This window comes from Tessaracoccus sp. OS52 (assembly GCF_020687685.1).
GTDB lineage: Bacteria > Actinomycetota > Actinomycetes > Propionibacteriales > Propionibacteriaceae > Arachnia.
The window spans coordinates 206110-231876 of sequence record NZ_JAJEWM010000002.1; the positions used below are offsets into that span (position 1 = coordinate 206110).

Consider the following 25767-nt stretch of genomic DNA (forward strand, 5'->3'; position numbering starts at 1 on the left):
AGCCTGGCAAACGGGCGAAACCGTCGCGAGGCACGGGGCCAACTCCTAAGATCGGCGCATGGCGCAGGTCGACAGACATTTGCGATCCGACGGGGGAGACCTCCCGTCGCGCCTGCTCGCATCCTGGCCCCTGGTCGGGCGGGACGAGGAACTGGCCTTCCTCGCTGAGGCGATCGGCGAACCGGGACCGTCAGAGGGGCCGCGGGGGGCGGTGATCGTCGCGCCACCGGGCAAGGGGAAGACCCGGCTCGCCAGGGAGGCAAGCTTGCGGGCGCAGCAGGCTGGCTTCCGGAACTTCTGGGCGGTGGGCACTGGCGCAGCCGCGATGATCCCGTATGCCGCGCTCGCGCACTGGGCACCGCGGATCGCGCCGGGCAACTTCACCGACGTCGTGTCTTTCCACTCTGCCTTCATCGACGCACTTGACCCGGGCGACGGCACGGTGCCATTGCTGGTGGTCGACGACGCGCACCTGCTGGACCCCGGAAGTGCGGCTCTCCTGTTACGGATCGCGCTCACGGGATCGGGTGTGGTGGTGGCCACGGTCCGCTCGGGGGCCCCCGCCCCGGACCCGATCGCTGCCCTGTGGCGCGACGGCCTCACACATCGGCTGGACATCCGCCCCTTCACCCGGGAGGAGGCAGCAAGTCTGGTCAGGACAGCGCTCGGGGGAGCGATCGCCGAGCCGGTGCTGCATCGGCTCTACGACGTGACCGGCGGCAACCCCCTGCACATCCGCGAATTCGTGCTGGCCGCCGTCGAAGCCGGTTCGCTGACTGAACAGGACGGCGTCTGGAGCTGGGACGGCGAGGTCCCTCTGCCCGCACGGCTGGTGGACGCCATCGGTGGCCGGCTCAACTCGCTCACGGACGCCGAGCGCAAGTCCCTCGCCCTGCTCGCGCTGGGGGAGCCACTGGAGCCCCGCCTCGCGGAGCGGGTCTGCGATCCACAAGCCCTCGCGTCGCTCGTTCGGTCCGGGATGGTCCAGCGCGTCCGCGACCACGAGGGGGACCTGGACAGCGTCTACCGGCTGGGTCACCCGCTCCTCGGGGAGGTGGCGCTCGCCCGGCTCTCGGCGGAGGACCGAAGGGGCCTGCTGCACACACTGGCACGTGCCGCCTCGCTGCAGATCCTCGACGGCGCCGCACGCATGCGGCTGGCGGGGTGGCAGCTCGACGCCGGCGAGGTGCCCGACACTGACACGCTGGTCCTGGCCGCGGAGCACGCCGCCTCCGTGTTCGCCTTCGACGAAGCGCTGCGGTTCGCCGATGCCGCCGTCGCACGCGGCGCGGACGTGCGAGCCACCGTCGTGATGGCCGCTGCGCTCAACGGCCTGGGGCGGTTCCAGGAGTCGGCCGCGACCCTGGCGTCGGTGGAGGAAAGCGCCTTCGCCGAGGAGCGGGTGGACGTGCGTCTGGAGTACGTGAACCGGAGGGTGGTGGCCCTGTTCCACGGCTTGGGCGAGGACGACAAGGCTCGCGCTGTGCTCGACCGCTTCCGCGATCGCTGCACGGACCCGGACTCAAGGCGACTCCACGCCGCGCTGCGGGCGATGATCGACCTTGAGTCGGGGCGGCTGCGGGCAGCGGCGCAGCAGGCGCTGGAGGTGGTGGAGGACCCCGACGTCCGCGAGCAGACCTTCGTCATCGCCGGCGAGGTGGCGGGGGAGTCGCTCACCCTGATGGGCCAGACGGACCGCGCGCGTGAGATCCATGGCAGGCTCCGGGCCCTCGCCGCGCGAGGCGGTCCCCTCGCGCCCCGGATCCGGCAGTCGATGGACCTGCAGGAGATCTACTGTCTGCTGCAGGACGGGAAGCTTCGGTTGGCCGAGGACCTGATCCAGGCCAACTACAAGAAGTGGGTGCCCGGGTACGACGACGTGAGCGTCGGGCTGGCGACGTTCGGCCTGGGGGTAATGCAGTTGCTCCGGGGATGCCCCGCGACCGCACTTGAGCACCTGCAGCAGGCGGCGGCGTCGTTCCGGGAGGCGGACCTCGGGGGCAACCTGGCGTGGGTCCTGGCCACCATCGCCCACGCCCAGGCCTGCACCGGCGACGGGGCCACCGCGCGCGAAACGCTGGAGCGCGCCCGCAGGCTGCCGATCGCAGGGGTGAGGTCTCGCTCCCGGCTGGATTTCGTGCTGGCCGAGGTGTTCGTGCGTGCCGCGCTGGGAGACCAGACCCACGCGTCGCGGATCGCGCTCGAGCGGGCGGCCGAGTTCGAGGAACTGCCGGTGCATCGCGCACGCCTGCTGCACACCGCACTCCGCCTCGGGGGTCCCGTGGCGACCGTTGAGCCGTTGCTGGCCGACTGCGCCGAGGCATGCCCATCGCCGCTGCCCGCTCTGCTCGCGGAGCATGCGGCAGCGCTCGTCGCGCGGAACCCGGCCCGCCTGGAGCGGATCTCGGAACGGCTGGAGGACGCCGGATTCCGGCTGGAGGCGGCTGAGGCCGCTGCCGAGGCGGGTCGTCTCATGCGCCCCGGAGCTGCCGCCGACAGGGCCAAGGCACGGGCCGCCCGGCTGGCCGCAGAGTGCGAAGGGGCAGCCGTGAACGGCTTCGCGATCCCCAAGGACCTGCCGGAATTGACGCGGCGCGAACGCGAGGTCGCCCACCTGGTGGCGGAGGGGTTGAGCAGCAAGGCCATCGCCGAGCGGCTCGTGCTGTCCGTGCGCACCGTCGAGTCGCATCTCTATCAGGTCTTCGCAAAGCTCGGCGTGCGCCGTCGGGAGGAGATCGCAGAGCTGCTGGGCGTCGACGGCGAGGATCGAACCGACTCGACGGGTCGCTCGGGTCGGTCGTCGGGGTTGCGTAGGGACTCTGCGTAAGTGGTCCGGAAAAACTCAGTAGTCCACTACTGAGGCGTCGCGACTAAGTACCAAATAGGTTTGGGTTCACCACGACGGATCACCGAAGTGGAATCGCAGGCCAGGGTGTGGTCGCTGCCGGGGGGCGCCTCTTCGGGGGTCGTGCGGCCACATCCTCAGGCCCGCGCTTTTGGCAATCGCCGCCACCCCACACCGGTTGGGAGTAACTTCCTTTCACGAGTCCACCTCGATGCAGATGTGGGAATGATCATGGAGACGGTCAGATTTCTGGGCCCGGACACCGACGCCTATGTCGCCTCGGTCGTCAAGCACGCCGACGAGTTCACCGAGCAGACCGGGATCGGGCTCGAGACGACCATCGTCGCCAGTGACGACTACTTCGCCGGGAACATCCAGGGCGCCCTCGCCGAACCGGGTCGGGTCGACGTGTTCATGTCGGGACCCGTGTTGCTGTGGGAACACATGGGAGCCGGGCTCGTCGCGCCGCTGGACGCCCACGTTGCTTCCGCGTCGGCGCAGTGGGATGCAGACGACTTCTTCGGGACCCTGCTCAAGTCGAACCGGTGGACCGGACGCTTCGGGGATCCGCTGGGGCATGGCCCGCTGATGGAGGTCCCCGTCAACTGCGAGTCCTACAACCTGGCCTACGTCCCTGAGCATCTGCAGGCGGCAGGCGTCGGGGTGCCGACGACGTGGGACGAGTACTTCGCGGCGGCGGCCGCCGTCGCTCAGCGAGTGCCGGGCACGATGGGTTTCGCCCAACGGGGCACCGAGGCCTGGCACACCATGTACACCGGGTTCGCCACCTACCTCTGGTCCCAGGGCGGGTCAGACTTCGATGGGGAGCGGGTTGCCGTCGCGTCCGACGAGGCGCTCCCCGCCACGACCAGGTTCGTCGACGCGCTACGGGAGGCGGGGCCCACCGACTGGACGTCGCGACGGTGGTACGAGCTCGCCCTCGACTTCGGGGCGGGCAAGTACGGGCTCATCGTCGACTCTGACCACTACGCGCCGATCTTCGAGAACCCCGAACTGTGCAGCATGGGCGAGCGCATCGCCTACGCGATGACACCTGCAGGCACGCTCGGCGTCCGGCCCAACCTGTGGACCTGGTCCCTGGCCATGACGGAGTCCTCACGGCACCCGGAGTTGGCCTGGGCCTTCATCGAGTGGGCAAGTTCCAAGGAGTTCCTGCTCCGGTCCGCGTCGGAGGGCAACCTCAACCCCACCCGACGCAGCGTCTGGGAGGCGCCGCAGTTCAAGGAGTTGGTCTCGGGGTGGGGCGACTTCGCGGCCGTCTCGCGCAAACTCCTGGAGCACCACGCCGAAGTCCTCGTCACGCCCCACCCTCGGTACCGGACCATCGCCGAGCGGTGGGTGCAGGCGCTACGGGAGGCCTACACGGGCGACGACGTCGCCGCGGCCTTGCGGCGCGCGGCTGCGGACATGGGGAAGATCGCGAAGGGATGACCGGCGTTTGCGACGGGGAGCAAGGCTGTGCATGCGCATCGCCGACGTTGGGGCGCGGTCAGTTGTCCTGACCCAGGATGAAGTCGGCCATGCCCGGTACGGTGAAGGCCACCAAGCCGCGTTCAGGTGGGTACACGAGGCCTTTGCCGATCAGTTCTCGTCGGGCTACCGAGAGATCCGAGGTCCGGTTCTTGCCGAGGTAGGTGGCCAACTCTCCGATCTACACGGGATCGTCGCCCCTGAGTTCAGCCATCCCGCTTAGCATGCGCCGCTGCGCCACAGTCGCTCTCTCCCACCGCGACCGGTACTGGAGAGTAGCCGCTCACGCCCGGCCAGTACGGGAGGTCGTCGGCCAGCGCCGGGACGGAAGGATTCATCACGGGATCCATGTCTAAGACTCCATCACCGCGTGTAAGAGGAACCCATATACGCCGATACACACGTTTACATCTGCACGCGCAATCGGACCTCCGAGCTCAGAAGTTAGGCTCAATCTGATGCACTTATGCGCCACCTTGAACCCAATCTGAGCCCAGTTTCTGGCCAAGTTTCGGGGAGATGCGGGGCCTGTCGCAGGACCCTTCCGGCCTGACTAGAGCTGTTACCCTCATTCGGCCTGGAGAAACGCGGGTTCGGATTGTGGAGCATAGGGGACTCGAACCCCTAACTTCCACCTTGCAAAGGTGGCACTCTACCAATTGAGTTAATGCCCCGCGCTTGACAGCCCGACCAGCATACCGGCCCCCGACGCGACTGTGAAAACGACCGCTTGCAGAGCCGAACGGGCCGAGGTGCACACGGAGTGGACGCGCCGGACTGCTTTTCTCCCCGTCGGTGGCAGGTGACATGCTTGTTGCCATGCCACCCCTCGTGCTCGAGTTCCCCGACATCGACCCAGTTGCCATCAACATCTTCGGTCTGAAGATCCACTGGTACGCGCTGATGTATCTGTTGGGCTTCGCCGTCGCGTACCTTCTGTTGAGGCGCCGGCTCCAGCACGAGCCGTACCGCTCCATCACCAAGCCAGCCAGGTACACGGGCCAGGACATCGAGGACCTGCTGCTCTACGCCATCGCCGGGGTCATCGTCGGCGGCCGTCTGGGATACGTCCTGTTCTACAAGCCCGCCTTCTACCTGCAGAACCCGCTGGATGCGTTCAAGCTGTGGGACGGCGGGATGAGCTTCCACGGCGGCGCACTGGGCGTCATCGTCGGCATCGCCGTCCACGCCTGGATCAAGAAGCGTCCGTTCCTGCAGGTGGGCGACTTCCTGGTTCCCGCGGTGCCGTTCGGTCTCATGGCCGGCCGGATCGGCAACTTCATCAACGGCGAGCTCTGGGGCCGTGAGGCACCCGCGGACCTGCCGTGGGCGATGATCTTCCCCACCGGCGGCGACATCCCCCGCCACCCGTCGCAGATCTACCAGGCACTGCTGGAAGGGCTGCTGCTGTTCATCCTGCTGTGGCTCTACGCCCGCAAGCCGCGGTACCGAGGCCAGGTGGCGGCCGCCTTCCTCATCGGCTACGGCGTCTTCCGCTTCATCGGAGAGTTCTGGCGGGAGCCCGATGCTCACCTTGGATTCCTTTCCCTGGGGCTGAGCATGGGCCAGTGGCTGTCACTGCCGATGGTCGTGGCAGGCGTGATCCTGTGGACCTGGTCGCGCGCACGGGCAATCTCCGACGTCGAGGCCGGCGGGGCCGCTGGCGCTGACGATGACGCGGTGGACGGGGCCAGCGCCGAGGGCGCGGAGCCGCCGTCGGATGGCCGCGACGACGAGGTGGACGATAATGCTGAGGAACGCGCTCAACTACCTGTGGATAACCCGGGTGCACCTGTGGATGACGACTCCCGCACGGCGGCTACGGCCACCCCGCGCGACACGCCCGGTAGCACAGGTGGTAAAGGGACGCGTGGTTGACGGGAGATCGCTTTCTCAGCGTGGATTGAGCGTAAGAATGCTCATTTCGTAGAATCTCGACGTCGAGGATTTCCCCAAGCTTGTGAACAACTGTTGAAAACCGGGAAAGCGCTGAACATCTGCCGTGCGCAAGGCTTGGAAGGCTGTGGAAAGAGCTTCCAGATCCGCGTGCAGGGCTCTGCGCGATTCGGTCACTGCACCGGTGGACGCGTAGGGTCGAACAATGAACAAGCCATTCTCAGTTCGCCGTACCGTCGTCGCGTGCGTATCCCTGACCGCGTTGCTCGTGGTCGGTTGCGTCGCTGACACCGACGAGCTGAAACCCGAGGCCACCACCTCCACCGTCGCCACGGAAGAGGCAGAACCCACCGAATCCCAGGCGACGGAAGCTGAGGCCACCGCCGAGGAGACCGCCAGCGAGTCACCTACTGAGACCCCGACCGTCGATCCCGCAACCACCTCCACGGCCGAACCCGCGCCGTCGTCGGGTCCGCTGGATGGCGCCGAGCTCAGCGCGGAGGCGTTGGAGTGGTTCGACACCTTCTGCGTGTCGATCGCCAGTGTCGGCGAGGTGGCCGGGCCCAGTACCGAGCCTGACATGGACGTCGCCGAGGTGACCGACATCGTCGTGCAGACCTACACCGACCTCGGCACGATCCTCACCACCGCGAGCACGGACCTGGCGGCGCTCCCAGACGACTTCAACTTCGAGGGCTCCGCCGAGTTGACCGACCACGTCGAGTCCAACCTTGCCGCCGTCGGTGATGTCTACGTGACCGGCGCGGAGACTGTTTCCTCGGCCGGGTACGCCACGGAGGAGGAACTCGTCGCGGCGATCAACGAGATCGAGGCCGAGGCCCAGGGCTCCTCGACCCCCAACTTCGGTCTGGATTCCCTGGACCCGACGGTCATCGAGGCCGTCGGCTCCCAGGTGACGTCCTGCGCCGGGCTGGATGCCTGAGGGACCGACACGAAAAAGCGGCCCGGGGTGGATCCCCGGGCCGTTTGTGTGATCTCGACACGTCGCCGCTCGTTCCTCGCGGGCTCCTACTCGATCAGCGGGGAGGTGGCGCTAGTTGGCTCCTACTCGATCAGCGGGGAGGTGGCGCTAGTTGGCTCCTACTCGATCAGCGGGGAGGTGTTGCCGCTGGGCTGTTTTCCGCTGGTCGAGTAGCTGGCGAGGGACGAGCCAGCGTGTCGAGACCACTGGGTCGTCGTTGGATCTCGACACGTCGCCGCTCGTTCCTCGCGGGCTCCTACTCGATCAGCGGGGCGGTGTCGCTCGTTCCTCGCGGGCTCCTACTCGATCAGCGGGGAGGTGTCCTGCTCGATCAGTGCGTGGACGCTACTTCTTCTCGACCGTGGCCGCCTTCGCGTTGGCTTCCTTGTCCGCGATCTTCGTGAGGAGCTCGTCGGTGCGGCTCTCCTCCTCGAGGCTCTCGGTCAGCAGGTCGTAGGCGTTGCCGATCGACAGCATCTTCGCCCAGCGGCGCAGCGTGCCGTAGCGGGTGATCTCGTAGTGCTCGACGGCCTGTGCGGAGGAGATGAGGCCGGCGTCGAGGGCCGTGGTGCCCTTGTAGTCCTCCAGGACCCCGTTGCCTTCCTCAAGGATTCCGTCGATCGCCTCGCAGCGCTTGGATGTCGGCGGGCGGTCGATCAGCGCGAACACCTTCTCGAGCCGCTGGATCTGCCCTTCGGTCTCCTTCTCATGGGTTGCGAAGGCTTCCTTGAGTTCGTCCGAGCTGGCGTTTGCCTGGAGTTTGGGGAGGGTCTTGAGGATGTGGCGCTCCGCGTAGTGGATGTCGCGAAGTGTGTCGAAGAACAGGTCTTCCAGTCCCTTGTCAGCCATTCTGACTCCTTCCGTTCGGGCGCCTTTGAGTATTGGGCGCGTGGAACGACATTACTGGCGGCGCGGTTCACCCATGGGTCGAAAGCGAAAATCTCCCTACGTCAGCAGCCGCACGACGACGGCCCCGGGGCCCCGCAGGCGCAGGTCGCCGCCGTCGGCGTCGGCGGGCTCATCCCAGGCGGCCAGCACCTCGAAGTCCTCGCCCAACCCGATCTCGGCGCCGTCGGCAGCACGCGTGGCTGCGACGCCGATGCGCCCCCTCCACATCACGACGGTGTTCTCGTCCACCACCTCGACCCGCGTCGACGTCAGGGCCGGGTCCTTGACGTCGTCCTCCCGGTGGCGGATCCCGATCAGCCGCCGGTACCACGACAGCATGCGGGCGTGCGGTTCCTCCTGGCGCTCTTCCCACCGCAGGACGGCGCTCCGGAACGTCTCCTCGGCCTGTGGGTCGGGCGTCGGCTCCGCCCAGCCGACCTTCGCGAACTCGCGCGCCCGGCCCTCGGTCACCTTCGGACCCAGCTCGGGACCGAGGTGGGAGAAGTAGGGGAACGGGCTGGAGTCGGCCCATTCCTCGCCCATGAACAGCATCGGCCCGAACGCGCTCAGCAGGTTCAGGGCCGCAGCGGCCGCCTGCAAGCCAGGATCCACGACGTGGGCCAACCGGTCCCCGACGGCCCGGTTGCCGACCTGGTCGTGGTCCTGGGTGAACGTGACGAACGAGTGGCCGTCATAGAGGTCTGATTCCCGGTCGACGGGGGCGCCCCAGTCCGTGCCCCGGAAGGTCGAGTGGCCGCCGTCGTGGATGAACACCTTGGTGAGGGCCTTCGCCAGGACGTCGGCGGTGCCGAAGTCGACGTAGTAGCCATGCGTCTCGCCGGTGAAGAAGGCATGCAGGGCGTGGTGGACGTCGTCGGCCCACTGGGCGTCCATCCCGCGCGCGCCGGGAACGGAGCGGAGAGGGGAGACCATTTCGGTCCGGTTGAGGTCGGACTCGGCGATCAGGGTCATCGGGCGCCCGGTCTCGCGCTCCCAGTCGTCGACGGCGCCGGCGAGTTCGGCGAGGAAATGGGGCTCCGAATCATCGGCAAGTTCGTGCACTGCGTCGAGCCGCAGCCCGTCCACCTGGAAATCCACGAGCCACTGCCGTGCGGCGCCCAGGAGGAAGGCCCGCACCTCCTGGTTGCCCTCGTCGTCCAGGTTCAGCGCGTCGCCCCATGGGGTGTGGTGCCGGGTGGTGAAGTACGGCCCGAACTGGGACAGGTAGTTCCCCTCCGGCCCGAGGTGGTTGAACACCACGTCGAGCACCACCGCGAGGCCGCGCTCGTGGGCGGCGTCGATGAACCGGGCAAAGGCCTCGGGTCCGCCGTAGGCGTGGTGCACGCCGTAGAGGGCGACGCCGTCGTAACCCCAACCGCGCTCGCCCGGGAATGGCGCCACCGGCATCACCTCGACGTACTCGACGCCCAGCCCGACGAGGTGATCCAGCCGTTCGATGGCGGAGTCGAAGGTGCCGGCGTCGGTGAACGTCCCGATGTGCAGTTCGTAGCCGACGGCGCCACGCAGGCTGCGCCCGGCCCAGCCAGGAGCTCGCCCGAAGATCGCGGGGTCCGCGACGGCACTCGGTCCGTGGACGCCCTCGGGCTGGGCCAGGCTGCGCGGGTCCGGGAGCGGCGGGCCGCCGTCGACGCTGAACGCGTAGCGCTGCCCTTGGGACAACTCGCGCCCGAGTGACCACCATCCAGTGCGTCCGGGGATGGGCCGCAGGTCCTCTGGTTGCCCGTCCACCACTGCGGATACGGCGGCGGCACTGGGGGCCCAGACCTCGGGTACGGATGGGTTCCGGGGCTCAAGCATGGGGCGGAGACTACCAAGTCGAGCGAGTCCCAAGCCCGTTGCGGACAGCTGAGCGCGTCCAAACGCATGGGTCTGACCGGCTCCCGCACTTCAAGGCCGCAGGACGCCACCTTCAAACCGTGCAACTCGATCAGGCTGGGGCGGGCAGTAAGCCTTTGCCCAGTCCGTGAGGTGCACATTTTGAAGGCGTGGCCGCGCCACCCCCGGTCCCGGCGGCGGGAGCGGAGGCGCCCCTCAGCCGCCAGGCCGTTCGGGGTGAGGGTCAGGGCCGCGAGACGTAGTAGAGGTTGAAGGGGTCGGTCTCGACCTCGCGGACCTTGACGTGGCTGAAGCCCGCCCCTTCCAGCATCCGAACGGCCAACTCCTGCCCCCAGGCGGTGCCCAGGCCGTCCCCGTCCAGGCCGAGGGAGACGCTCATGCAGTGGAACATCGAGATGGCGTAGAGGTAGCTGGCCCAGGGGAGTGCCATGTTGTCCTGAACCGCGCTCGCTGCCCGGATGTCCACCATCAGGAAGACCCCACCGGGACGCAGTGCACGCCGAATGTTGTCCAGCACGCGGGCCGGGTGGGCCTGGTCGTGGATGGCATCGAAGGCGGTGATGGCGTCGAAACCATCCGTGACTTCGAGTGACGAGACGTCAAGCTGCTCGAAGCTGACGTTGGTCAGCCCCATGGCGGCGGCCTCCTGCCGGGCGGCGGTGATGGCGGGCTCGGAGAAGTCATAGCCGACGAAGCGGCTCGCGGGGTAGGCCTGTCCCATCAGATTGACCGCGTGCCCGGAGCCGCAGCCGATGTCGGCCACGTCGATGCCCTCGGCCAGGCGCCCCGGCAGCCCGTCCGCCAGCGGAAGGATCTCGTCGACGAGCGAGGCGTCGTTGACCGAGGCACTCTCCTCGGCCATGGTCCGGTGGAAGTCCGGGTAGTCGGCGTAGGTGAGCCCTCCTCCCAGCCGGAACCGCTCCACGATCTTGTCCTCGACCCCGCCCATCATCGGGATGTACTGCATGATGTGGGCGACGTTGTTGGGCCCGGCGGCGGACGTGAGAACCGCGGCGTGCTCAGGCGGCAGAACGTGTGTGGCGTGCACGGGGTCGTACTCGACGACGCCGGCCACCACCATGCCGGCCAACCACTCCCTGACGTAGCGCTCGTGCAGGTCGCCGAGGGCGGCGAGGTCGTGGCTGGTGCTCCCCGGGTTCGCGGCGAGCAGTTCGAACAGGCCCGTCTTGTGGCCGACACTGGTCAGCAGCGCGATCGATGCGTCGTTGAGGATCTGCAGGTAGCGGTTCGCGAGCGCGGTGGCGACTTCCGTGTCAAACGGCGTGGGCGGGCCCTGGTCCGACGGCGACGAACCGGCGATCGGATTTTTCTGGGAGTGCGACGCCGTGGTCGGCAGGGTCTGGGTGGTCATGTGTGATCCCTTCAGGATGCCGGGCGTGCGTGAGGTAGAGCACGAACATCAGCCCGGTGGTGAGCAGGTAGAAGCCATGGAGGGCCCAGATGGGCCCCGCCGGGAGGCTCACGATGTACACGGTGTGCACGAGGTTTCCGACGTTGGCAAGCATCAGGTTGCCGAGGCTGTAGGAGGACAGGTCGCGCGTCCGAAGCGCCTTGGCCACCATTGGCAGCACGCTGCCTGCGAAGATCACGCTGGAAATGCTCCCAGCGACCAGGGACACGTCCAGGTCCATCCCGGTTCTCCTTGCCGTCGGGTCCCCGGCGTCGGGGACTACAAGAACGGTAAGGAAGCCACCCCCTGACCCGAATCGGGAGGAGTGCCCATCTCGTGGCGCACCGGATGGGTCATTCGACTCATCTGGTCGGCGGGCGCTCAGCGAGTGTGGGCTAGCCCGTGCTCGTGCGCCCAGGCGGCGGCCGCAGTACGCGAGGACACCCCGATCTTGGTGTACATGTTGGACAGGTGCCGTGCCACGGTCTTCTGGCTGATGAAGAGTCGTTCGGCGATCTCCCGGTTGCTGACACCGGATGCGATCAGTGCCAGCACCGCGGCCTCCCGCTCCGTCAGCCCGCCCGGCAGTTCCTTCACGTCCAGCCGACGCACGTCCGGCCCCGCTCCCAGCGAACGGTAGATGGCAAGGGCCTGGGCGGTGTCAGCGGCCGCTGCAGCGTCGTCCCCGAGACCTCGGTGGGCCACCGACAGCAGCTCGTGGACCCTGGCGGCGTCGTGGCGGGCGTGGAGGCTCCGGTACTCTGCCGCGGCGACACGCAATCTGGCCAGGGCGTCGGCGTGCCTGCCCCGGGCGAGCAGGACCCTCGCCCGGGCGTGTGCCGCCCATGCGCGGAACCCTGAAGTCCCGAAGATCTGCGCGGTGGTCTCCAGGTCTCCGCACCAGTGTTCGGCCGCCTCCAGCCGGTCCAGGTGGACGGCCACCTCGACGGCGGCGCCGAGCAGGCGCGCGGCTGACAGCCGGTCCAGTCCGGCCAGCGCCGAGCAGAGCCCTGCCCACGCCTTTTCCGCCTCACCAGCGGAGAGCTGCAGTAGTGCCTCACCGGGCTGGGGCTCGATGCCCAGCGACCGCGCCCTGTCGAAGGCCTCCCTCGCACCGGGGCTGTTGCCTCGCAGCCGGTGGATCTCCCCCAACTGGTAGAAGGCCTCCCCGGCCACCCAGTTGTTGCGCCCCACCAGTTCGCTGCCACTGCGCGTCATGGATTCCTCGGCGTGTTGCCAGTCGCCTTCGAGGCACAGCAGTTGCAGGCGGTGGATACGGCAGATCCCGGAGTAGACCACCTCTCCCTGGAACTGCTGGCACCACTGTTCCATCGCCTCGGTCCAGGCCCGCATCCTGGGTGTGTCGGCCAGTTCGTTGCAGGTGTGGATCACGGTGCAGTAGATGTCTCCGGCCCACTCGGGCGGCATGTGCCCCGAGAGGACCGGCAGCATCGCCTCATCCAACTGCGCGAACCCCGACGAGGTACGCCCCTCCCGGATGTCGGCGAGCCCGGACAGGACCAGACCGAGCGACGTCAGCGGCGAGGCCCTGAAGCGGGTGCCCATGGCCTGCAGTTGACGGGCGGCTTCCCGCGTCGGCCCCAGATTGTTGTAGTCCAGGGCCACGGCCGCGTCGAGGTAGAGGAGATACCCGCCCTCCGGTGAGTCCTGCGCGCTTTCCAGCAGCCTGCGGGCCCTGTTGCACCAGCCGGAGGCGATGACGAGGTCCCCGCGGATGAACCAGAGCAGGGCAAGGTCCAGCGCCTTGCGCAACGCCTGCAGGTGGTCGCCTTGGTCCTCGTAGCGCTGGAAGACCTCCTCCGACAACGCCAGCGACTCGCCTACCCGGCCAAGCCACCACAACGTGCTGCCGAGCAGGTCCAGTCCGTCGGTGGACAACTCGCCGCTCTCATGCGCCAGCGTCAGGTCGTGATTGGCCGCGTTCCAGTCCCCGCGGACATAGGCCGCCCGCGCCGTCGAGAGCAGCTCCTCTGCCTGGTCGACCATCGTGGCTCCGAATCAACGGTAACACCGGCCGCAACACCTCGAAAAAGGGCTCAGGCCGCGCCGTCGGGTACCAGCAGAGCCACCGGGAGGTCGGCCAGCACCTCGGCCAGCGGCGTCTCCCCGCCCGACACCCCGCGGCCCGACAGCAGGTCCGTGAACCGGCCCTCGGGAAGGATGATGCGGTGCTCGGCCCAGCCGGTCTCTCCCAGCAGCGACGGCAGCCTGGTGGCGACGGTGATGGCGGTCACGTCGTCGGAGCCGGCCACCGCCCGCGCGAAGGCCACGGCGTGGCCGGACGTGGTTGCGATGGGACGGTACTCCGCCGTCGGGCCGCGGAACGCGTCGGGGTGCTGGGTCCGCAGGCGCAGTGCCCGGCTCGTGACCAGCAGCTTTGCGGCGTCGAGCGAGCCGTCGACGTCGGCGGTCCCGGCGTCGACGTCGGCCAGCAGGCGCCGTCGCAGCCCGAAGTCCACCTCGCGGCGATTGTCCGGGTCCACGAGCGAGAGGTCCACCAACTCGCAGCCCTGGTAGGTGTCCGGGACCCCGGGCATGGTCAGTTGCAGCAGCGCCTGCCCGAGGATGGCGGCGCGGACCGAGGGCGCGACGGTGGCGGTGAACGCATCCAGCGCGGCGGCGCAGGCGTCGTCGGTCAGGGCCGCGAGGGCGAGGCCGACGACGGCGTCCTCGTAGGGCTGGTTGGGCTCGGTCCAGCTGGTGTGCGACTTCGCCTCCCGCATCGCCTTGGTGAGGTAGCCGGTGAGCCGCTCGTCCGAGATGGGGTTGGCGCCGGCGGCCGTCCCGGGGAGCCGCCAAGTGCCGGCGAGGGTCTGCCAGACGAACAGCTCGGTGGCGCCGTCGAGCGGCTCCGCCCGCAGTTCCTCGGTGGCCGCCCGCAGCTCGTGGACGCAGGCCTCCCACTCCTTGGGGTACTCGGTGATGGCGGACAACCGCGCCCGGACGTCGGCCGAGCGCTTGGTGTCGTGGGTGCTGAGGTTGGTCATCGTGCTGGGCCACTGGGTGCTGAGGTGGGCGCAGAAGTCGTGGAAGCCGTCGGGGTTGATGCCGACGAGGGTGGGTTCGCTGCCCACCTCGTTCACGCCGACGAACCGGTTCCAGCGGTAGAAGGCGGTGTCCTCCTTCGACTTCGCCATCACCGGGCCGCAGGTCTGCGCGAAGCGCACCATGAACTCGGCACGCAGCTCGCGGGTGTCGTGGGGGCGGTCGGGGAGTTGCGTGGTCACGGGGCCGCTGCCGGGTTCGGGGAGCGTCTCGGCGCCCTGCCCCTCGTCGCCGGTGCCGGGGTCGCCACAGGCCAGCGCGACGATCAGGTCGAGCGTGTCCAGTTCGTCGCTGGCCAGGCTCTCGCGGGCGCGGTCAGCAGCCTCGACGAGGACCTCCCGCTCGGACTCGGGCGCCGGTCGTCCGGGCTCGACGTAGGCGCGGTAGCGGTCCATCTCCACCAGCAGCGTCCGGATGGCGTTGCGGAGCTGGCGACGGGTGTGGTCGCGCAGGCGGATGTCACCGTCGCAGATGGTCACGGCGATGGAGGTGAGCCGGTTGAGTTCGGCGAACAGCATCGAGGACACCACCTCGCGCTTGGCCCGGGCCAGGACCGGGCCGAAACCCTCGCCGGAGCCCGAGATGCGCTCCCACAACGCGTCCAGCCGTGGCAAGCCCGCCGAGTCCTGGAACAACCCGCTCACCCGCAGCAGCGCCTCGTACCCGGTGGTTCCGGCGCACTCGAAGAACTCGGGCAGGGTTTCTTCTGCCTCCAGGATCTTCTCCACCACCACCCAGCACCCGCCGGTCAGCTTCTGCAGGTCCGCGAAGTACTGGCGGGGGTTGGCCAGGCCGTCGGGGTGGTCGATGCGGAAGCCGTCGATGAGGCCCTCGGCGTGGAGGTCGGACAGCAGCCGATGGGTGGCCTCGAAGACCGCGTCGTCCTCCACCCGCACGGCGGCCAGGGTGTCGACGTCGAAGAAGCGGCGGTAGTTCAGCTCCTCGCTGCCCACCTTCCAGTGCGCGAGCCGGTACCACTGCGCCTCCAGCAGCTCCGGCAGCGGCAGGCCCGCAGTACCGGGGAGGATGGGGAAGACGTGGTCGTGGTGGACCACCACCAACTCCGCCTGCGTTGACCCGTCGGCACGCGGGATCTCCCGCTCCTCGACGGTGATGGTGCCGGCCTCCAGCTCCTGCCCGATCCGGCTGCCGAGCACCGGCATCAGGATGGCCTGCGAGCCGGTCAGGTCGATGTCGAACCAGCGCGCGAACGGCGAGTTCGGACCCTCCTTGAGGACCTCCCACAGTTCGTGGTTGTGGTAGAGCGGGGTGGGGACCGCCATGTGGTTTGGGACGACGTCCACGACGATCCCCAGCCCGCGCCCGTGGGCGGCGGAGACCAGGCGGCGGAACCCGTCGATGCCGCCCAGCTCCGCGGAGATCCGGGAGTGGTCGACGACGTCGTAGCCGTGCATGGATCCGGGCGCCGCCTGCAGGATGGGGGAGCAGAACAGGTGCGTCACCCCCAGCGCGGCCAGGTGGTCCACCTGCGCGGCGGCGTCGTCGAAGGTGAATCCTGCGTGGAGCTGCAGGCGGTACGTGGATGCTGGCAGGGCGCGGTTGTTCACGGGCCCACTGTAAATGGTGGTGGTCCCCGGCGGTCCGGGGGCGAGTTGCGCGACGGCCTGTCCGACTGAGATCCGGTCAACGATGAATTGGATTGTTTCAAGGGGTAACATGTCCGGGCTGCCCTTTGGGCGCCGCGGGAGGGGACTGGGAGGCTTGGTGGACGAGATGGTCAGGAAAGAACCGGTATCGGGCCAGGCACCTTCACCCCGCGCACTGGTGGGAGTGATCGCACCGTTCGCACGGCCGCACCTGTGGAAGCTGGTGCTGGCGCTGGTGTGCACCATCCTCGGGTCCGCTGCGGCGTTGATGATGCCGCAGGTCCTGGGCCGGCTGATCGACGGACCGATCGCCGCGGGTGACCGCTCCGCCCTGCTACCCGCCACGCTCCTCGTGGGCGGGCTCGGCCTGTTCGAGGCTGCGATGGTCTTCACCCGTCGCCTGCTGGTGCTCGGTGCCTCCACCCGCATCGAGTACGGCGCGCGCATGGCCTTGTTCGACCACCTCGTCGATCTGGACACCACCTTCCACGACCAGTGGCCCTCGGGACAGCTGCTCACCCGCGTGACGCAGGACCTCAACCTCATCCGACGGTGGCTCGCCTTCGGCCTGATCATGCTGATCTCCGACGTGGTGACCATCGGCGTCGGCGTCATCCTGATGGCCGGCACCAACTGGATCCTCGCCCTGGTGTTCTTCGTCGGTTCAGCGCCGCTGATCTACCTGATGCTGCGCTTCGAGCGGCAGTACACCCGCCTCACCCGCAGGGCGCAGGACAAGTCCGGCGACGTCGCCACCGTCGTGGAGGAGTCCGTCAAGGGCATCAGGATCCTCAAGGCGTTCGGGCGGGCCCCGGAGGCGTTGGCGCAGTTCGGCGACCAGGCCGAGCAACTCCGCGACCTCGAGGTGGCCCGCGGCCTTGCCGACGCCCGCATGTTCCGCTGGCTCACGCTCATCCCCAACGTAGTGATCGCCGTGTGCCTGGTCATGTCCATCTGGTTCGCCTCCCTCGGTTGGGTCACCATCGGCGGCGTCGTCGCGTTCTTCGCCACCGCCACCATCCTGCGCAACCCGCTGGCCTTCCTCGGGTTCCTGCTGGCGTTCACCCTGGACGCGCTGAGCGCTCTGGCCCGCTTCAAGGAGGTGATGGACGCCGCCCCGCGGATCTCGGACCCCGACGAGCCAACCACCATCCCCGTCCCACTCGACGGCGCCCCGCACGGCGCCCGCCTGGAGTTCCGAAACGTGACGTTCCGCTTCGACGACCAGGGACCGGGTGAGGAACCGCTGCTGTCGGGCCTCAACCTGGAGGTCCATCCCGGCGAACGGATGGCCCTGGTAGGACTGACCGGGTCGGGCAAGTCGACGCTGGTCAACCTGGCCGCCCGACTCTACGAGGTCACCTCCGGCTGCATCCTCGTCGACGGCGTCGACGTCCGCGACGTCTCGCGTCACCACCTGCGCGAGCAGATGACGGTGGCCTTCGAGGCGCCCACACTGTTCTCCGCCTCCATCCGCGACAACGTGCTGCTCGGCAACCCCGAGGCCTCCGACGACGTCCTCCGGGAAGCGCTCGACGTCGCCTCCGCCGACTTCGTGGGCGAGTTGGACGGCGGCATCGACACCGTCATCGGCGAGGAGGGCCAGGGACTCTCCGGCGGCCAGCGGCAGCGTCTGGCGCTCGCCCGCGCCATCGCTGCCAAGCCGCGCCTGATGCTGCTCGACGACCCGCTCTCGGCCCTGGACGTGCACACCGAGGCGAAAGTCACCGAGGCCCTCGACGCCGCCCTCGGCAGCACGACGGCCCTGATCGTCGCGCACCGGCCCTCGACGGTGGCGCTCGCGGACCGCGTGGCGCTCATGGACCGGGGGCAGGTGGTCGCCGTCGGCACCCACGCCGAACTCCTCGCCACCAGCCAGCGCTACCGCTACGTAATCTCCTCCTTCGACGAACCGGAGGAGGCCGGCGAGGCTGAGGCCGAACTGGACCCCGATGCCGGGTACGAGACGACGGGAGCAGGTGAGCCACGATGACCCAGAAGCCCGCCAAGCGCCTGCCGCGCCGGCAGGAGTCGCCGTCGAGCGTCCAGGGGACGATGGGCGAGGAGGCCGAACACCACACGCGTGCGGAGAACCGAGCACTGCGGCAGCGCTCGATGCGGCTGCTGGGCTCGCTGCTCCACCCGGTGCGGTGGCAGGTCGCGGAGGTGGCCGCGGCCACGGTCTTCGGCACCGCCGCGAAGGTCTCCGTGCCTGCACTGGTGGGACTCGGTGTCGACGCCGGCTTCCGAGCGCTGGACACCGGGTCCTGGTCCCGCTTCGTGGTCATCGCCGTCGCCGCCCTGGTGGCCGCGCTGCTGGCCGGCCTGCTGGAGGGCCACGCCAAGGCCGTGACGCCCAAGTTCGCGCAGGCGCTGGTGCTGGAGCTGCGCCGTCGGCTCTTCCAGCACGCGCAACGGCTGAGCATCGCCTTCCACGAGAAGTACACCTCCGGGCGCCTGATCTCGCGGCAGACCAGCGACGTCGAGGCCATCCGTGAGTTCGTCGCCAGTGGCATCTCATCGTTCGTGAGTTCCCTGCTGTTCCTGTTCGGCACGGTCATCGCGCTGATGCTGCTCGACGTCCCCAGCGGCCTGATCCTGCTTGCAGGATTGGTGCCGACGGTGCTGTTCGGCTGGTGGTTCGTCACGGAGTCGCGCAACCGGTTCCGCAGGGTGCGGGTGGCGTCGTCGTCGATGATCGGGTCCTTCGTGGAGTCGATGGTGGGGATCCGGGCCGTGCAGGCGTTCCGGGCCGAGGACGCCCGCCGCCAGCAGTTCGGTGCGCGCGCCGACGAGTACCGCACCAGCAACGCGAGCGTCATCTTCGTCTTCGGGATCGCCAACACCGTGATCGTGGCGCTGGCCGGGATCGTGAGCGCGGTGCTGATGTTCTACGACGGCAGCCGGGTGCTTGCGGGGACGCTGCCGGTCGGCGTGCTGCTCTCGGCCGTCCTCTACGCGCGGCAGTTCTTCGACCCGGTGACCGAGATCATGATGTTCGCAAACCAGCTGCAGGGCGCCACTTCAGCGCTGGAGAAGATCTCCGGCGTGCTCGAGGAGCGGCCAACCCTCTCGGACCCGGCGGTGCCCGTGCCCGTCCACGGGGCCAAGGGCCACATCGAGGTTGATGGCGTCACCTTCTCCTACGGTGAGGGCGCTCCGGTGCTGCCGCGGATCGACCTCGAGATTCCCGCCGGCCAGGTGGTCGCGCTGGTGGGGGAGACCGGCGCCGGCAAGACCACGCTCGTCAAACTCATCGCCCGCACCGTCGACCCGCAGCAGGGCACGGTGCGCATCGACGGCACCGACCTGCGCGACATCACCGACGCCGACCTGCGCAAGCTGATCGTCACGGTCACCCAGGACGCCTACCTGTTTTCCGGAACGGTGGCTGACAACATCGCGATCGGCCGGCCCGGCGCCTCCCGCGAGGACATCGAGGCGGCGGCCATCAACGTCGGCGCCGACGGCTTCATCCGGGCGCTGCCCGACGGCTACGACACCGACGTGCGCAGCCGCGGCGGACGCCTGTCGGCGGGACAGCGGCAGCTGGTGTCATTCGCTCGCGCGTTCCTTGCCGATCCGCAGGTGCTGATCCTCGACGAGGCCACCAGCTCCCTGGACCTGCCCAGCGAGCGGTTGGTGCAGCGCGGTCTGCAGACCCTGCTGAAGGGCCGCACCGCCATCATCATCGCCCACCGCCTGTCCACGGTCGCCATCGCGCACCGGGTGCTGGTGATGGTGGACGGCCGCATCGTCGAGGACGGGAACCCCGCCACCCTCATCGAGGAGGCCACGGGCCACTTCGCCGCCCTCCACGGCCAGTGGGAGACCTCACTGGGCGCCTGACCCCCGCCGTTGGTCGAGTAGCGAGCGCCAGCGAGTGTGTCGAGACCTCCGGAGCCCCGGGCCTGGTCTCGACACGCGCCGTTCGTGCCTCACGGGCGCTACTCGACCAACGGAACCGCAACCGTTGGTCGAGTAGCGAGCGCCAGCGAGCGTGTCGAGACCCACCCCCACCGTTGGTCGAGTAGCGAGCGCCAGCGAGCGTGTCGAGACCCACCCCCACCGTTGGTCGAGTAGCGAGACCCACCCCCACCGTTGGTCGAGTAGCGAGCGCCAGCGAGTGTGTCGAGACCCCCGGACCCCCGGGCCTGGTCTCGACACGCGCCGTTCGTGCCTCACGGGCGCTACTCGACCACCGACAGCCGCAACCCCGTTCGTGCCTCACGGGCGCTACTCGACCACCGACACCCGCAACCCCGTTCGTGCCTCACGGGCGCTACTCGACCACCGACACACCAACCGTTGATCGAGTGGCGAGACCCACCCCCACCGTTGGTCGAGTAGCGAGCGCCAGCGAGCGTGTCGAGACCCCTGCGGACCCGGGCCTGGTCTCGACACGCGCCGTTCGTGCCTCACGGGCGCTACTCGACCACCGGAGCCCGAAACCCCGTTCGTGCCTCACGGGCGCTACTCGACCAACGGAACCCGGCAACCGCTGGGCAGGAGGCGATTTCGAGCGAATCTGGTGCAGGATGGTCCCGTGACGCGCTTCGCGATCGACGCCGACGTCGCGCTCAGACTCATCCGCGATGAGCGGCGGGTGGCAGAGGGCGACCAGCTGGTTGCGCCGTCGATCCTGCGCTCACACGTGATGTCACGGATTTATCGGGAGGTCCGGGCGGCGGAACTCCCGGAACGCGACGCGCTGCGGCAGCTCGACGACCTCGCCGCGCTGCGGATCCGGCTCCTGGGGGACCGGGTCTCCCGCGCCACCGCCTGGAAGCTCGCGTCGCAACTCGGCTGGGAGGACATCGAGGCAGCCGAATACCTCGCCGTCGCGAAGCTGCAGGCCGACGTCCTGGTCACGGAGGACCCGACGCTGGTGGCGGGGGCGCGGGGAATCGTCCCCGTAGCGGGATACCCAGCCATCTTCGGCAGCTGACGCGCCGGCTGGCGGTCGGCGGAGCCGCGGGACCGCCTACCAGCGGCCGTGCACGTGCTCCCTGATGTGGCGGTCGTAGAGGTCCTCCAGTTCGCCAAGCTGGTCCGACGACAGCGACGGCAGCGTTGCGGCCCTGGCGTTCGCCGTCGCCTGGTCTGGCCGGCTTGCCCCCGGGATCACTGCTGAAACGCCGTCCTGGTCCAGGATCCACCGCAGCGCGTACTGCGCGGGCGTGAGCCCTTCCGGCACGAGCTCCACGAACTCGCGCGCGGCTGCGACGCCGACGTCGTAGGGCACCCCGGAGAAGGTTTCTCCCTGGTCGAAGGACTCACCGTGGCGGTTGTAGTTGCGGTGGTCCTGCGGCCGGAACTGCGTGTCCTCGGAGAACTTCCCCGAGAGCAGGCCACTGGCCAGTGGCACCCGGGCGATGATGCCGACGCCGGCGGCCTTCGCCCGTGGGAGGACCTCCTCGAGCGGCTTGCGGCGGAAGACGTTGAGGATGATCTGGATGGTTGCCACCCCTGGCCGCTCGATTGCCGACAGCGCCTCTTCGACGGTCTCCACGGAAACGCCGTAGTGCCGGATCCAGCCGTCGGAGACCATCTCATCCAGGGCGTCGAACACGGCCTCGGTGGAGTAGACCGCCGGTGGTGGGCAGTGCAGTTGCGTGAGGTCGATGGTGTCGAGACCAAGCTTGCTGCGCGACCTGTCCGTCCAGGCCCGCAGGTTCTCACGGGTGTAGGTCTCAGCCGTGAAGGGATCCGCGCGTCGGCCGAGCTTGGTGGCGACGAAGAAGAGGTGGTCGTGGCGCTCCTTGAGGAAGGCACCCACGAGCTCCTCGCTGTGCCCGTCGCCGTAGACGTCGGCGGTGTCGTAGAAGGTGACGCCGGCGTCGGCCGCCGCGTGCAGCACGCCCATCGCCGCGTCGTCGCTGACGTTTCCCCAATCACCGCCGAACTGCCAGCAGCCCTGCCCGACGACGCTCACATGGCGCCCTGTCCGTCCAAGTGTTCTGGTGTCCATGTACTCAGCCTAGGACCGGTGCCCGACATCGGAGCCCGAACCCCCGGAGACGACGTCCACTCGGGCCAACCGGGGCCGGTCAGGCCGCCGCGGCACGCCAGGAGTCGATGAACTCCGCGATGAACTGCTCGTCGAGGAGGTCGGGGTGGGCGCGACGCGCCTCGGCGATGCGCTCCGCCTGTCCGGGCGAGAGGCGCTCCCGGGGGCTGAGGCACCGGCTGGACTTCACCAGTCCCTGCTGGCGCAGCAACTCGTTGATCCCCGCGACGGCGCCGGCGAAGTGGTTGTCCGGGTCGAAGACCGCGCGGTTGACGGTCACCAGGTCCGCGCCCTTGGCCAGCAGCGCCTCCGGAACGACGGCGCCGCGCACGGTGTGCGCCTCGCGCGTCAGCTCGACGGCGGCGCGGGTCCCCACAGCCCACTGGCCCAGAAGCCCGCCGGAGAAGCGCAACGTCCGGGTCTGGTCGCCGTTGGCGAAGCGGTAGGGGGTCACGAGGTCGGCGACGATGGTGTCGTCATTCCCGGTGACCACCACCACCTGGTCCCAGCGCGGCGACGACGCCAGCGCGGACAGCACGTCGCGGGTCCGGTAGCGGTCGAAGGGGGCGATCTTCACACCCACCACGCCGTCGATGCTGAACAGTTCCCGCCAGAACTCCTCGGGGAGGAACTCGCCGCCGACGCTCTCCTGCATGTAGAACCCGAGTACGGGCAGCACGTCCGCGACGCGGCGGGCCCGGTCCAACAAGTCCGCGTGAGTGGAGGCGGTCACCTTGTAGGGGGACAGGAGCACCGAACCGTAGCCCAGGCTGGCAGCCAGCTCCGCCTCAGCCACGGCCTGCTCGGTGTCCCCGCAGACCCCCGCGACCAGCTTCACGCCCGAGCCCTGTGCGGCGGCGACGTCGGCCACCTCGCTGAGCGTGCGGCGCAAGAGGTACGGGTCGTCGTGGATGTCGAACTGCGTGGTGTGCACGCCGACGGCGAGGCCGGTGGCGCCGGCGGCGAGGTAGTACTGCGTGAGGATCCGCTGGGAGACCCAGTCCGGGGCGCCGTCGTCGTCCACCGCGAGCGGGTGGGCCGGAATGACCAAGGGGCCGCTGCCGAGGATGTCGTGTCCGTCCGGTTTCATCAGAAACTCCCCTCGCGCTGCTGGAACTTGGTGGGCTTGCCGAGTTGGCGGCCGCCCGCGGAGACCCATTGGGCCACCCAGTCGATGATTTCCAGCGGCGACGCCGTCGGATAGCCGAAGTGGCCGTGGGCCGCGGCGGCGTTGCTGAGCAGGGCCGTCGGCGCCTCGGTGCCGGTGATCCGGGGCTCCCAGCCGCCGCGCTCGGCGAGCTGCTGCGTGATCCAGCGGGTGGACAGGGTCTCGGGGCCGGTGGCGTTGAGGATGGTCGGCTCCGGCCCGGTCAGCCCCAGCGACTGCAGGGTCCACGCGTTGGAGTCCGCCTGCCACACGACGTTCACCGCGGGCATCGTGACGTCGACGGGTTGGCCGGCGGCCAACTGGCCGGCGATGTCGGCGATCACGCCGTAGCGCAGTTCGACGGCGTAGTTGAGGCGGTAGATCAGGGTGGGGGTGTCCCACATCCCGGCCGCGTGCAGGAACGCCTGCTCCCTGGCGGCGCAGGACTGGGCGTAGGTGCCGACGGGCGCGACCGGATCGGTCTCGAAGCTGCCGCCGGTGCTGGTCTCGCGGAGCGGATAGACGTTGCCAGTGGAGTAGACGACGGTGGGGACTCCGCGGTAGCGGGCGGCGCAGAAGCCGGGGACGACGGCGTTGAGCCACCACGTCAGCGAAGGTGCCGAAGCGCTCCCGAACTTGTGGCCGAGCAGGTAGATCGCGGCCGCGGCGTCGGGCAGGCCGGTCCACGCGTCGGGGTTGGAGAGGTCCGCCGAGACCAGCTCGACGCCCGCCTCCCGAAGGGCCGCGGCTGCCCGCTCGTCGGACCAGCGCGAGACGCTGATGACCCGGTGGCTGGAGCCGATCTCGTCGAGTGCCCGGCGGGCCATCATGGCCAGGGTGGGTCCGACCTTGCCGCCGCCCCCCAGCAGTACCAGGTCGCCGTCGAGTTGCCGGAGTTGCTCGACGACACCCGCCGTCGGACGGGACAGGACTTCGTCCAGCTCATCCTCGGTCTGCGGCGCAGGGCGTGTTCCCGCTTGCATGTCATCTCCACTCTTACGCATTCAGAAAGCCTTTTCTATACGGTATTGCATCCGGCTGGCCGGGGTCAAGCTTCCTCGGGAATCCGGCTTCGGGTGCGGAAATCGGCCAAGCACGGGCAACGGCATTCGGCCGGCTCGTGCCTCCGCTGGGACGACGGCGGCGCTCGCGGAGCGTCGTGTGGGAGACTTTCGCCCATGTCTGCCGCGAACACCAAGCGACGATCAACAATCATGTGGGTTCTGGGCATCAGCCTCGCCGGGCTGGTCTTCGACGGCTACGACCTGGTGATCTACGGCGCCGTCATGCCCGGGTTCCGGGAGCCGGGTGGTCTGATCTACGAGGCACTCTCGCCCGCGCATCAGGACTCCCTGGTGGCGTCGATGGGGGTCCGGCCCGAGGACCTCACCGCCGGGATGAAGGAGGCCATCGCGGAAGCCTCCGGGCTCGGGGGCCTGCTCGGCAGCTACGCCCTGTTCGGCATGCTCGTGGGCGCACTGGCCATCGGTGCGGTGGGCGACTGGATCGGCCGCCGGGTTCCGATGCTCGCCTCCCTGGCGTGGCTGTCCATCGGCATGGCCCTGACCGCCATGGCGCCGACGGCGACGGTCTTCGGCATCCTGCGGTTCGTCACCGGCCTGGGTATCGGGGCGCTCGTGGCGACGACGGCCGCGGTGGTCTCCGAGATCGCGCCCAAGGGCCGCAAGAACCTGGCCAACGCCATCGTCTACAGCGGGGTGCCGCTCGGCTCGACGCTCTCGGCGCTGGCGGCCCTGCTGCTGCAGGACCACATCGGGTGGCGGGGCCTGTTCTGGATCGGCGCCCTCCCGTTGGTGACCCTGCTGCCGCTGGCCTGGTTCAAGCTGCCCGAATCGGTGGCTTGGCTGGAGGCGCGCGGCAAGCACGAGGAGGCAAAGCTGGTCTCGCAACGTCGCGGGGTTCCCATGCCCGAGGTACCTGTCTGGCCGCCGGAGGCCGACTCCAGGGGAGGGTTCGCGCAGCTGTTCAGCCGCCCGTTCGTGTTCGCGACGGTGGTGCTCGGCCTGCTCAGCGCCACCGGTCTGCTGCTGGTCTACTCCCTCAACACCTGGCTGCCGCAGCTCACCCGACCCCTGCTGGGGGAGCAGTCGTCGCTGGCCCTGCTGCTGGCGCTGAACCTGGGCGCCGTCGCCGGCGGCCTCGCGGGCTCCACCCTCGCCGACAGGTGGGGTCCCAAACCGGTCATCGCGGTCTTCTTCTCGATCGGCGCGGTCGGGATCCTGCTGGCCACCACCACCGCCGCGCCAAACCTGGTCAGTCTGATGATCGTCGCCATCGGGATCGTCGGCCTTGGCACGTCGGGCACCCAGACGCTCATCTACGGGTTCGTCGCCAACTACTACCCCACCACCTCGCGCGCGGCCGCCGTCGCGTGGTGCGCGGGGTTCGGCAGGCTCGGTGGCGTGGCCGGCCCCATCGTCGGCGGCGCGCTGGCAGCCGCGTTCCCCGACGACCTCACCAAGGTGTTCTACGTGCTGGCGGGGATCTGCGTGCTGGGTGTCGTGTTCGTCTCCCTCACCCCGAAATCCCGCGAGGGTGTGGCCTGA

At 69.0% G+C, this 25767-nt stretch carries 19 protein-coding genes and 1 tRNA gene; 9 read left to right on the forward strand and 11 right to left on the reverse strand.

What is annotated here, in order from left to right:
• The first annotated feature begins 58 nt into the window (after positions 1-58).
• The gene (locus LKO27_RS10540; RefSeq protein WP_227737461.1) at positions 59-2827 is read left to right on the forward strand and encodes a LuxR C-terminal-related transcriptional regulator; all 2769 of its coding nucleotides are present in this window, start codon (positions 59-61) and stop codon (positions 2825-2827) included.
• A gap of 249 nt (positions 2828-3076) precedes the next feature.
• Complete coding sequence (locus tag LKO27_RS10545; protein WP_227737462.1) at positions 3077-4297, forward strand: ABC transporter substrate-binding protein; 1221 nt, start codon at positions 3077-3079, stop codon at positions 4295-4297.
• 58 nt (positions 4298-4355) lie between these two features.
• On the opposite strand, the gene LKO27_RS10550 is transcribed toward LKO27_RS10545, so the two are convergent.
• Together LKO27_RS10550 and LKO27_RS10555 are read right to left on the reverse strand one after the other, a co-directional pair.
• Positions 4356-4508: a hypothetical protein gene (locus LKO27_RS10550; RefSeq protein WP_227737463.1), complete on the reverse strand. Its 153-nt coding sequence runs from the start codon at positions 4506-4508 to the stop codon at positions 4356-4358.
• 429 nt (positions 4509-4937) lie between these two features.
• A tRNA-Ala gene (locus LKO27_RS10555) sits at positions 4938-5010 on the reverse strand.
• A 145-nt stretch (positions 5011-5155) separates the two neighbouring features.
• Here LKO27_RS10555 and lgt point away from each other — a divergent pair.
• The 3 genes from lgt (at position 5156) to LKO27_RS10570 (ending at position 7388) form a co-directional block, all read left to right on the forward strand.
• Positions 5156-6214 carry a prolipoprotein diacylglyceryl transferase gene (lgt, locus tag LKO27_RS10560; RefSeq protein WP_227737464.1) on the forward strand — a complete coding sequence of 353 codons (1059 nt, stop codon included), beginning with the start codon at positions 5156-5158 and terminating at the stop codon, positions 6212-6214.
• A gap of 223 nt (positions 6215-6437) precedes the next feature.
• Entirely contained in the window at positions 6438-7175 is a 738-nt protein-coding gene (locus LKO27_RS10565; RefSeq protein ID WP_227737465.1) for a hypothetical protein, read from the forward strand.
• Positions 7176-7223: 48 nt separating this feature from the next.
• Positions 7224-7388 carry a hypothetical protein gene (locus LKO27_RS10570; protein ID WP_227737466.1) on the forward strand — a complete coding sequence of 55 codons (165 nt, stop codon included), beginning with the start codon at positions 7224-7226 and terminating at the stop codon, positions 7386-7388.
• Positions 7389-7559: 171 nt separating this feature from the next.
• Here the strand turns inward: LKO27_RS10570 and LKO27_RS10575 are convergent, their stop codons facing one another.
• The 6 genes from LKO27_RS10575 to treY form a co-directional block, all read right to left on the reverse strand.
• Entirely contained in the window at positions 7560-8063 is a 504-nt protein-coding gene (locus tag LKO27_RS10575; protein WP_227737467.1) for a ferritin-like domain-containing protein, read from the reverse strand.
• A gap of 96 nt (positions 8064-8159) precedes the next feature.
• Positions 8160-9920 (reverse strand): malto-oligosyltrehalose trehalohydrolase, encoded by a 1761-nt coding sequence (gene treZ, locus LKO27_RS10580; protein ID WP_227737468.1) that lies wholly within the window; start codon positions 9918-9920, stop codon positions 8160-8162.
• Between the two features lie 262 nt (positions 9921-10182).
• Complete coding sequence (locus LKO27_RS10585; protein ID WP_227737469.1) at positions 10183-11331, reverse strand: class I SAM-dependent methyltransferase; 1149 nt, start codon at positions 11329-11331, stop codon at positions 10183-10185.
• Entirely contained in the window at positions 11234-11611 is a 378-nt protein-coding gene (locus tag LKO27_RS10590; RefSeq protein WP_227737470.1) for a hypothetical protein, read from the reverse strand. The genes LKO27_RS10585 and LKO27_RS10590 overlap by 98 nt, the downstream gene beginning before the upstream one ends.
• A 140-nt stretch (positions 11612-11751) precedes the next feature.
• Positions 11752-13377 (reverse strand): response regulator transcription factor, encoded by a 1626-nt coding sequence (locus LKO27_RS10595; protein WP_227737471.1) that lies wholly within the window; start codon positions 13375-13377, stop codon positions 11752-11754.
• A gap of 50 nt (positions 13378-13427) precedes the next feature.
• Positions 13428-16004 carry a malto-oligosyltrehalose synthase gene (treY, locus tag LKO27_RS10600; protein ID WP_227737472.1) on the reverse strand — a complete coding sequence of 859 codons (2577 nt, stop codon included), beginning with the start codon at positions 16002-16004 and terminating at the stop codon, positions 13428-13430.
• 166 nt (positions 16005-16170) lie between these two features.
• Between treY and LKO27_RS10605 the strand changes: the two genes are divergently transcribed.
• The 3 genes from LKO27_RS10605 (at position 16171) to LKO27_RS10615 (ending at position 20991) form a co-directional block, all read left to right on the forward strand.
• Positions 16171-18036 carry an ABC transporter ATP-binding protein gene (locus tag LKO27_RS10605; RefSeq protein ID WP_227737473.1) on the forward strand — a complete coding sequence of 622 codons (1866 nt, stop codon included), beginning with the start codon at positions 16171-16173 and terminating at the stop codon, positions 18034-18036.
• Positions 18033-19892 carry an ABC transporter ATP-binding protein gene (locus tag LKO27_RS10610; protein ID WP_227737474.1) on the forward strand — a complete coding sequence of 620 codons (1860 nt, stop codon included), beginning with the start codon at positions 18033-18035 and terminating at the stop codon, positions 19890-19892. The genes LKO27_RS10605 and LKO27_RS10610 overlap by 4 nt, the downstream gene beginning before the upstream one ends.
• Before the next feature lie 697 nt (positions 19893-20589).
• Entirely contained in the window at positions 20590-20991 is a 402-nt protein-coding gene (locus tag LKO27_RS10615) for a type II toxin-antitoxin system VapC family toxin (protein ID WP_227737475.1), read from the forward strand.
• Positions 20992-21027: 36 nt separating this feature from the next.
• On the opposite strand, the gene LKO27_RS10620 is transcribed toward LKO27_RS10615, so the two are convergent.
• The 3 genes from LKO27_RS10620 to LKO27_RS10630 form a co-directional block, all read right to left on the reverse strand.
• On the reverse strand, positions 21028-22014 hold the full coding sequence (locus tag LKO27_RS10620; protein ID WP_227737476.1) for an aldo/keto reductase: 987 nt from the start codon (positions 22012-22014) through the stop codon (positions 21028-21030).
• Between the two features lie 79 nt (positions 22015-22093).
• Positions 22094-23143, reverse strand: a complete 1050-nt coding sequence (locus LKO27_RS10625) for a dihydrodipicolinate synthase family protein (protein ID WP_227737477.1) — start codon at positions 23141-23143, stop codon at positions 22094-22096.
• The gene (locus LKO27_RS10630) at positions 23143-24183 is read right to left on the reverse strand and encodes an NAD(P)-dependent oxidoreductase (protein ID WP_227737478.1); all 1041 of its coding nucleotides are present in this window, start codon (positions 24181-24183) and stop codon (positions 23143-23145) included. Before LKO27_RS10630 ends, LKO27_RS10625 begins: the two co-directional genes overlap by 1 nt.
• Positions 24184-24378: 195 nt before the next feature.
• On the opposite strand from LKO27_RS10630, the gene LKO27_RS10635 reads away from it, so the two are divergent.
• On the forward strand, positions 24379-25767 hold the full coding sequence (locus LKO27_RS10635; protein WP_227737479.1) for an MFS transporter: 1389 nt from the start codon (positions 24379-24381) through the stop codon (positions 25765-25767).

Excerpts from the sequence above, each read along its gene's own strand:
- LKO27_RS10565 (WP_227737465.1), top strand. The coding sequence starts at position 6,438 with ATGAACAAGCCATTCTCAGTTCGCCGTACCGTCGTCGCGTGCGTATCC.
- LKO27_RS10590 (WP_227737470.1), bottom strand. The coding sequence starts at position 11,611 with ATGGACCTGGACGTGTCCCTGGTCGCTGGGAGCATTTCCAGCGTGATC.
- LKO27_RS10625 (WP_227737477.1), bottom strand. The coding sequence starts at position 23,143 with ATGAAACCGGACGGACACGACATCCTCGGCAGCGGCCCCTTGGTCATT.
- LKO27_RS10635 (WP_227737479.1), top strand. The coding sequence starts at position 24,379 with ATGTCTGCCGCGAACACCAAGCGACGATCAACAATCATGTGGGTTCTG.
- LKO27_RS10540 (WP_227737461.1), top strand. The coding sequence starts at position 59 with ATGGCGCAGGTCGACAGACATTTGCGATCCGACGGGGGAGACCTCCCG.
- LKO27_RS10610 (WP_227737474.1), top strand. The coding sequence starts at position 18,033 with ATGACCCAGAAGCCCGCCAAGCGCCTGCCGCGCCGGCAGGAGTCGCCG.
- LKO27_RS10620 (WP_227737476.1), bottom strand. The coding sequence starts at position 22,014 with ATGGACACCAGAACACTTGGACGGACAGGGCGCCATGTGAGCGTCGTC.
- LKO27_RS10575 (WP_227737467.1), bottom strand. The coding sequence starts at position 8,063 with ATGGCTGACAAGGGACTGGAAGACCTGTTCTTCGACACACTTCGCGAC.
- LKO27_RS10605 (WP_227737473.1), top strand. The coding sequence starts at position 16,171 with ATGGTCAGGAAAGAACCGGTATCGGGCCAGGCACCTTCACCCCGCGCA.
- LKO27_RS10630 (WP_227737478.1), bottom strand. The coding sequence starts at position 24,183 with ATGCAAGCGGGAACACGCCCTGCGCCGCAGACCGAGGATGAGCTGGAC.
- LKO27_RS10545 (WP_227737462.1), top strand. The coding sequence starts at position 3,077 with ATGGAGACGGTCAGATTTCTGGGCCCGGACACCGACGCCTATGTCGCC.
- lgt (WP_227737464.1), top strand. The coding sequence starts at position 5,156 with ATGCCACCCCTCGTGCTCGAGTTCCCCGACATCGACCCAGTTGCCATC.
- treZ (WP_227737468.1), bottom strand. The coding sequence starts at position 9,920 with ATGCTTGAGCCCCGGAACCCATCCGTACCCGAGGTCTGGGCCCCCAGT.
- LKO27_RS10585 (WP_227737469.1), bottom strand. The coding sequence starts at position 11,331 with ATGACCACCCAGACCCTGCCGACCACGGCGTCGCACTCCCAGAAAAAT.
- LKO27_RS10595 (WP_227737471.1), bottom strand. The coding sequence starts at position 13,377 with ATGGTCGACCAGGCAGAGGAGCTGCTCTCGACGGCGCGGGCGGCCTAT.